The organism is Micromonospora sp. NPDC005707 (genome assembly GCF_040631005.1).
Taxonomy (GTDB): Bacteria; Actinomycetota; Actinomycetes; order Mycobacteriales; family Micromonosporaceae; genus Micromonospora.
The window spans coordinates 23,455-31,038 of sequence record NZ_JBEXYR010000031.1 but is presented as its reverse complement, the minus strand read 5'-3'; the positions used below and the strand labels follow the sequence as shown (position 1 = coordinate 31,038).

At 75.9% G+C, this 7,584-nt stretch carries 6 protein-coding genes; 5 read left to right on the top strand and 1 reads right to left on the bottom strand.

Annotation, left to right across the window (positions count from 1 at the left end; translation table 11 throughout):
- Nucleotides 1-70: 70 nt before the first annotated feature.
- The gene (locus ABZ452_RS32035; RefSeq protein WP_357951091.1) at nucleotides 71-847 is read left to right on the top strand and encodes a hypothetical protein; all 777 of its coding nucleotides are present in this window, start codon (nucleotides 71-73) and stop codon (nucleotides 845-847) included.
- Between the two features lie 147 nt (nucleotides 848-994).
- Nucleotides 995-1,672: a hypothetical protein gene (locus ABZ452_RS32030; RefSeq protein WP_357951089.1), complete on the top strand. Its 678-nt coding sequence runs from the start codon at nucleotides 995-997 to the stop codon at nucleotides 1,670-1,672.
- A 44-nt stretch (nucleotides 1,673-1,716) separates the two neighbouring features.
- Here the strand turns inward: ABZ452_RS32030 and ABZ452_RS32025 are convergent, their stop codons facing one another.
- On the bottom strand, nucleotides 1,717-2,976 hold the full coding sequence (locus tag ABZ452_RS32025) for a glycoside hydrolase family 6 protein (protein ID WP_357951086.1): 1,260 nt from the start codon (nucleotides 2,974-2,976) through the stop codon (nucleotides 1,717-1,719).
- A gap of 223 nt (nucleotides 2,977-3,199) precedes the next feature.
- Between ABZ452_RS32025 and ABZ452_RS32020 the strand changes: the two genes are divergently transcribed.
- Genes ABZ452_RS32020 through ABZ452_RS32010 form a run of 3 tightly spaced genes read left to right on the top strand, consistent with a single transcriptional unit; the run spans nucleotide 3,200 to nucleotide 7,583 of the window.
- Complete coding sequence (locus tag ABZ452_RS32020) at nucleotides 3,200-5,512, top strand: transglycosylase domain-containing protein (protein WP_357951083.1); 2,313 nt, start codon at nucleotides 3,200-3,202, stop codon at nucleotides 5,510-5,512.
- A 36-nt stretch (nucleotides 5,513-5,548) separates the two neighbouring features.
- On the top strand, nucleotides 5,549-6,955 hold the full coding sequence (locus tag ABZ452_RS32015; RefSeq protein ID WP_357951080.1) for a CoA transferase: 1,407 nt from the start codon (nucleotides 5,549-5,551) through the stop codon (nucleotides 6,953-6,955).
- Nucleotides 6,956-6,977: 22 nt separating this feature from the next.
- Nucleotides 6,978-7,583 (top strand): YdeI/OmpD-associated family protein, encoded by a 606-nt coding sequence (locus ABZ452_RS32010; RefSeq protein ID WP_357951078.1) that lies wholly within the window; start codon nucleotides 6,978-6,980, stop codon nucleotides 7,581-7,583.
- Nucleotide 7,584: the final 1 nt, after the last annotated feature.

Sequence of the window (7,584 nt, the reverse complement as noted above, 5' to 3'; positions counted from 1 at the left end):
CGGTCCTTTTATCGATCAACCGGGTAGCCCAGTATCTGCCAGCAATCATGGCGGCTCGGGGCATCGTCGTATGTCGCGGCGCGCGGGCAGCGGCGGCGGGCTCGACCGGGCCCTGGCCCCGGTCCGCGCGCGGGTGCTCGACCCGGTGACCGGGGCGCTCCGCCCCGCCACCGATCCGCTGCGAAACGGGGTGCTCGCCCCCGTCGCCGGCGCGCTCCGCCCGGTCACCGACCCGGTGCGGGGCCGGGTGCTCGCCCCGGTGGCCGGCGCGCTCGCCCCGGTCACCCGGCCGCTCGGTCCGGTCCTCGGACCGGTGTGGCGCGCCCTGAAGCCGGTGCGCGGGCCGCTGGACCCGGTCCTGGAACCGCTGACCCCCGTGACCGACCTGCTGGACCCGCCCACCGGACCGGTGACGCCGCCACCCGACACCGCACCGCCCGGCACGTCACCGCCACCCGCCGGCCCCACGGACGGTTCCGCACCGGCCGGGCCCGCGGACACCCCGAGAGCTCCGGCCCATCCCCCGGTCCACGCCGATCCGGCGGACGCCGGCCCGGCCACGACCGCCGGTCCGTCGGACGCCATCCGTGCCGCCCGGCCGGACCAGGCCGGCTCCGGGAAGTCCTCCCGGCCGCACGCCTCCCGCTCGGACCTGGACCCGATCCCGGTCCGGCCGGCTCCGTCGGGCAGCGGCACGGCCGGGTCGCCGGGCACCGGCCACGGCGAGGCGGCCGTCGCCGGTGCCGCCCCCTGGGCCCCGCCGGTGCTCACCGGCCACCGCACGGGCCCGGCCGACGACCCGGCGCCGGTGTCGCGCTCGCCCCGCCCGGGCACCCGGCCCGCCTGAGCCGGCCGCGGTAGCACCGCCCGGCGCGCGCGACGCCCCGGCCTCTTCTCCGCACCAGTTGCACGGCCGCACCCGGCCGGCGCCGAGCCAAGGACCGCTCCCGGCGCCCTCCCACCTACGCGATCACCCTGGTCACCAGGAGTTTTCATGAGCACAGCCACACCCGTCGTCCGGGCCCGGTGGTGCGATATCGGCCGCATCGCCGATCTCGTCGCCGAGGCCCTCTCCCCGACCGCCCTCGCCGCGTGGCTCGTCCCCGACCCGCAACGCCGCACCGCCGTCCTGGCCGCGGTGGCCCGGATCTGGACCGAACACGCGATGCTCTTCGGCGACGCGTTCCTGCTCCGGGACGGCACGGCGGCGACCGTCTGGTTCCACCGCTACCGGCCGATTCCGCCGCCGAACCGGTACGCCGACCGCCTCGGCGCGGCCGCCGGCCCCGACGAGGAGCGCTTCCTGCGGCTGGACGAGGCGCTCGCCGCCCGGCGACCGGCCGAGGCGCACAACCATCTCGCCCTGCTGGCCGCGCCGGGCCCGGCGGCCGCCCGCCGGGCCGCCGCGGTGCTCGTCGGGGCGCAGCGGTGGATGGACACCCTGAGCCTGCCGACGTACGCGGAGGTGTTCACCGAGACCGACCGGGACCTGTTCCGGCGGCACGGGTACGCCGTCCGGGAGGCCTTCACGGGACCGGGCGACACCACCACCCACCCGATGTGGCGGCTCTCGCCGTTCTGGGCCGGCCGGTCCGGCGGTAACGGCCGCTGGCCGGCGCGCCGGATCACCAGGACCCGCAACGGCCGGTCCACCGGGTGGGCCCTGCGCTGAGCCCGGTCCGGGCCGGGGCGGTCGAGCGCCCCGGCCCGGGTCGGTCAGCGCAGCGGTGGGTTGGCGTACCGCACCAGTTCGAGGGCCTGCTCGCCGAACCAGGCGCCGGCGGCCGGGTCGGCGATGCCGCCGCGCGCCGGGTCCCGCCCGGTGCCGGTGCCCCGGTCGCACTGCCCGTCGGGCTGGCCGGGCGTCTTCACCCAGAGGAACGCGTCGGCGAGCGGGTCACCGGTGGCCGTGGTGGGGCGCAGGCCCAGGCCCCGGTCCGGCGGGTTGCACCAGGTCTGCGGGTCCGGCCAGGTCACGCCGGCCGGCGGGGTCCACGGCCCCTGCCCGTTGCGGCTGGTGTCGACGACGAAGTGGGCGAGCTGGTCGGCCGGCACGTCGCCGACGTTCTCGGCGTACCAGGCGTCGGTGCGGACCCAGGTGCTGAAGTCGGCCGGGTCGGCCGGGTAGTACTGGCTGGCGCACCAGTCGAAGTGGCCGCGCGCCCACTCGGGGCCGGCGGTGCCGTAGTGGACGCACTTGGAGATCCAGTTGCCGTACTTGAGCTGACGTTCGGTGGTCTCGTAGTTGGAGACGTTGAGGAAGAAGCCGTCGGCCCGGCCGACGCCGGCCTTGACCAGCCGGTCGGCGGCGTCGCCGACTCCGAGCCAGGCGCTGTGCGTGCCGTCGAGGTAGACGCTGGTGCGGGGCAGCGCGGTGAGCTTGTCGACGGCGTAGTTGAGCATGGCGAACCGCTCGGCGGCGGCGGTCGCCGGGTCCGCCTCGGCCGGGCGGCACCAGTCCTGGCTGCCGTTGATCGTGGTGTACCAGGGGATGATGCCCAGGCCGTCCGGCTCCAGCATGACGGCCACCTCGCGGCCGCCGATGCCCCGGGCGAACGCGTCGATCCACGCTTCGTACTCGGCCACCGAGGTGGCGCCGCCGGCCGAGTACTGCGCGCAGTCGCGGAACGGGATGTTGTAGGCCACGAGCACGGGCACGGTCTTCTTGCCGGCCGCCCGGCGCACCTCGGCGTTGACCGTCCGGGTGACCGTGGCGGCGGAGCCGCCGGTGACCCAGACCGCCTGGGGCGTACGGATCATGGCGCGCAGTGCGGCGGCCTGCCGGTGGTGCCCCGTTGCGGTCAGCCGGGCGATCTGGGCCACCGCCCCGTGGTCCGGTCGGGGGGTGTAGAACCGCGCGCCGTCGCGGAGTTCCGCGCCGGCCGGCGCGGGCGAGAAGGGCACCGCCGCGGCGAGGGTCGCGGCGACGGCGGCGACACCGGTCAGGGCGCGCCGCCGGAAGGGAGTCAGGGCCACGTCATTGCTCCTGAAGGGGACGGGGGAACGGGCTATGGGAGCGTTCCCGCAGCTCGTCCGAGCGTGCCCGGCGCAACCGCGACTGTCAATGTCCCGCGCCGGTCGGACTGCCCGCCACCGCACCGGATGACGCCGGAGCCCGGTGCCGTCGCCGCAGCTCCGCTAGCCTGCGAGCCGGGCAGGGACACGATTCGGCCGAGCAGTCGGAGGGTATCGGGTGCGGATGCGTCAGACCGGTGACTACGACGACGGTGCCACGACCCCCACACCGGGGCGGAAGCGCCGGCGGCACCGCCTGCTGGTCTTCCTGGCCGTGTTCGCGCTGCTGGCGGGCACGGGCCTGGTGGCCGGCGGCTACTACTTCGACAGCGTGCCGACCCCCACCGACCTCAAGCTGCCGGAGTCGACCACCGTCTACTACGCCGACGGGCGCACGCCCATGGCGAAGCTGGGGGCGGAGAACCGCACCATCGTCCCGTACGACCAGATGAACGACTCGGCCAAGCAGGCCATCGTGGCGGCCGAGGACCGCACCTTCTGGACCAACAAGGGCGTGGACTTCAAGGGCGTGCTCCGGGCGGCCTGGGCGAACGTCACGGGCGGGCAGCGGCAGGGCGCCTCCACCCTCACCCAGCAGTACGCGCGGGTCGCCGCCGACCTGCGCGGGGTGACCTACTCGCGGAAGCTGCGCGAGGCGGTGGTCGCCTGGAAGCTGGACGACACCTACAGCAAGGAGGAGATCCTCGGCTTCTACCTGAACACCGTCCCGTTCGGCCGGGGCGCGTACGGGATCGAGGCGGCCGCGCAGACCTTCTTCGGCAAGACGGTGCGCCGGGACGCCCCGCCGCAGCAGCAGCTCACCCAGGCCGAGGCAATGGTGCTCTGCGCCATGGTGAAGCAGCCGGAGGCGGACCCGGCCGACCCCGAGGGCTCCCCCGGCTACGACCCGCGACGCAACGCCCTCGCCAAGCAGAACTCGATCGACCGCTGGAACTACATCCGCGACGGCATGGTGAAGCTCGGTTACCTCACCTCGGAGCAGGCGGCGAACCTGGCGTACCCGGACTCGGTGCGGCCCGTGGACCCGAACGCGGGCCGCTCGGGCCTGGACCGGCCGACCGGCCTGGTGGTCAACCACGTGCTCAGCGAGCTGCGCGGGACCGAGCCGTTCCGCGGCAAGTCGGACGAGGTGATCCGCGACGGCGGTTACAAGATCGTCACCACCATCGACAAGCGCGTGCAGGACGCCGCGGAGGCCGCCGCCGACATCCGCCGGGACACCGCGCCGGAGGCGGTCCGCGGCCAGCCGAAGAACTGGCAGGCCGCGCTCGTCGCCGTGGAGCCCGGCACCGGCCGGGTGCTCGGCTACTACGGCGGCAACAGCGGTTCCGGCGCCGACTACGCCGGCTGGTACCGCGACGAGAACGGCCAGGCGCGCGGGTTCGGCCAGCATCCCCCGGGCTCGTCGTTCAAGGTCTACGACCTGGCCGCCGCCGTCGAGAACGACATCTCGGTGAAGCAGCGGTTCGACTCGCCGGACACCAAGGAGTTCCCCGAGTCGGGGCGGACCAAGGGCAGCGCGGCCGGACCGATCCGCAACGCCGAGCACGCGCCCTGCCAGCCGAACTGCGCGCTCTGGGAGGCGACCGTCGCCTCGCTGAACGTCACCTACTTCGAGCTGACCGAGAAGCTCGGCACCGCCAAGGTCATCGACATGGCGAAGCGGGCCGGGGTCGAGTCGATGTGGGAGACCGTCAAGGGCAACCCGCAGCCGCAGCGGGTCGACCTGCGGAGCGAACCGGCCGACGAGGTGGCCCGGCGGTTCTCCACCGAGGTCGGCATCGGCCAGTACGGCATCAGCGTGCAGGACCACGCCAACGGGATGGCCACGTTCGCGGCCGGCGGCAAGCGGGCCGACGCGCACTTCGTCCGGTCGGTGACCAAGGGCGACGAGAAGGTGTGGGGCGAGCAGCTCAAGACGACCGACCTGGGCCTGGACCAGGAGGCGATCAACCAGCTCGACTGGACGCTGCGCCGGGTCAGGGCGGCCAAGCTGGACAACGACTGGGACTCCGCCGGCAAGACGGGCACCTGGCAGGCCGGGCAGAGCACCACCCAGAACGTGCACACGTGGATGGTCGGCTGGACGGGGGCGCTCGCCTCGGCCGTCTGGCTGGGCACCACCGACGGCAAGCCGCTCAAGACGACGGGCGGCAGCTACGAGGTCTACGGCTCCACCGGGCCGGGGCCGATCTGGCGGCAGTTCATGACGAACGCGACCGCGGCGTTGAAGCTCGACCCGGACAAGTACCGGTTCGCCGAGCCGGCGTTCCCGGACGACGCCCCGGAGACCACCGCTCCGGCGCCGCCGCCGGCGACCTCCTCGCCCACCCCGTCCGCCCGGCCGACGCCCAGTCCCACGCCGTCGCGCCCGAGCCCCACCCCGAGCAAGCGGCCGACCGCGCCGCCGACCATCTCCCCCTCGCTCAGCCCGCTGCCCAGCCTGACGCCGTCGAAGACCCGGAAACCCCGGTGAGCGTCGGCCGCCTCCGGCGGTGCGATGATCGGCGGCGTGGTGAACTCGACGACGGAGGCGATCAGGACGACCTGGGCGGCGCTGGGCGGGGATCCGGCCGCCGTCGCGGCGGTGCGGCCGGCCGGCCCCGACGGCGTGCTGCCGGCCCGGCTGCCGGTGACCGACCTCGCCGTGGCGTGTGTCGCCGCCGCCGGGTTGGCCGCCCTGGAGCTGGCCCGGGCCCGCGGTGCCGCGACGGACGGCCCGCTGGCCGTGGACAGCCGCGCCGTGGCGGTCTCCTTCACCAGCGAGCGGCACCTGCGGGTTGACGGGCGGGGGTTCAGCGGCTTCGCCCCGCTGTCCCGCTACTGGCCGACCGCCGACGGCTGGGTGCGTACCCACGCCAACTACGCGCACCACCGGCGGCGCCTGCTGGCGGCGCTCGACCTGGACCCGGCGCGCCCGGACGACGAGGCGCTGGTGGCGGCCGTGGGCGAGCGGATCGGCGCCCGCCCGGCCGTCGAGGTCGAACAGCGGGTCATGGCGGCCCACGGCCTCGCCGTCGCGGCCCGCAGCCCCGCCGAGTGGGACGCCCACCCGCAGGCCGCGGCCGTCGCGGCGGAACCCCTGGTCCGGCTGCACGCCGACGCTCCGGCGGCGGCCCGCCCGGCGCCGCCCGCGCCGCCCGGGCTTCCGGCCGCCGGGGTACGCGTGCTCGACCTGACCCGGGTGATCGCCGGCCCGGTGGCCACCCGGTTCCTCGCCCTGCTCGGGGCCGACGTGCTGCGCGTCGACTCCCCCGGCCTGCCGGAGCTGGAACCGCAGCACCTGGACACCGACGCCGGCAAGCGCTCCACCCTGCTCGACCTGGGCCGGCCCGCCGACCGGGCGCGGTTCGAGGCCCTGGTCGCCGACGCCGACGTGGTGGTCACCGGCTACCGGCCGGGTGCGCTGGACCGGTGGGGCCTGTCCCCCGAGGCGCTGCGTCGGCACCGCCCCGACCTGGTGGTGGCGCGGCTGTCGGCGTGGGGCGGCACCGGCCCGTGGGCCGGGCGGCGCGGCTTCGACAGCCTCGTGCAGGCTGCCACCGGCATCGCCGAGATCGAGCGGCGGCCGGACGGCACACCCGGCGTGCTGCCCGCCCAGGCCCTCGACCACGGCACCGGCTACCTGCTCGCCGCGGCGGTGCTCCGGGCGCTGGCGCGGCGCGTCCACGAGGGGGGCGCCTGGACCGCGGAGCTGTCGCTGGCGCGTACCGCCGGGTGGTTGCGGCACGACCTGCCGGTCGGGTCGGCCCCCGCGGGCGCCCCACCCGACCCCGAGCCCTGGTGTGCCGAGCGGGACGCCCCCGCGGGCCGCCTGCGGTACGCGCTGCCGCCGCTCGTCCTGCCCGGCGGCCGGCGTACCTGGGCCGGCCCGCCGACGCGGTGGGGCAGCGACCCGGCGGTCTGGTCGGCCGGCTGAGCGACGGAACGAGGAGGGACCGATGGCGCAGGAACCGCCGGAGCTGGTGGTGCCCGACGTGGACGCCTGGCGGGACTGGCTCGCCGTCCACCACGACGAGCCGGCGGGCGTGTGGCTGGTGCTGGCCAAGCGGGGCACGACCACGCCCACCACCCTGACCTACGACCAGGCGCTGGACGAGGCGCTGTGCCACGGCTGGATCGACGGCCAGAAGCGGCGCCGGGACGAGGTCACCTTCCAGCAGCGCTTCACCCCGCGCCGGGCACGCAGCCCCTGGTCGGCACGGAACGTGGGGATCGTGGCCCGCCTCGTCGAGGAGGGGCGGATGCGGCCGCCGGGGCTCGTCGAGGTCGAACGCGCCCGGGCCGACGGCCGCTGGGACGCCGCGTACGCCGGGCAGGCCACCGCCGAGGTGCCGGCGGACCTGGTCGCCGCGCTGGCCGGGAACGACCGCGCCCGGGCGATGTTCGAGGTGCTCACGGCCCAGAACCGGTGGTCGATCATCTACCGGCTCGCCAGTCTGAAGCGGGCGGAGACCCGGGCGCGGCGGCTCGCCGAGTTCGTGGACATGCTGGCCCGGGGCGAGACGCCGTACCCGCAGAAGCGCCGGCCCCCGGCGGCGGACTGAG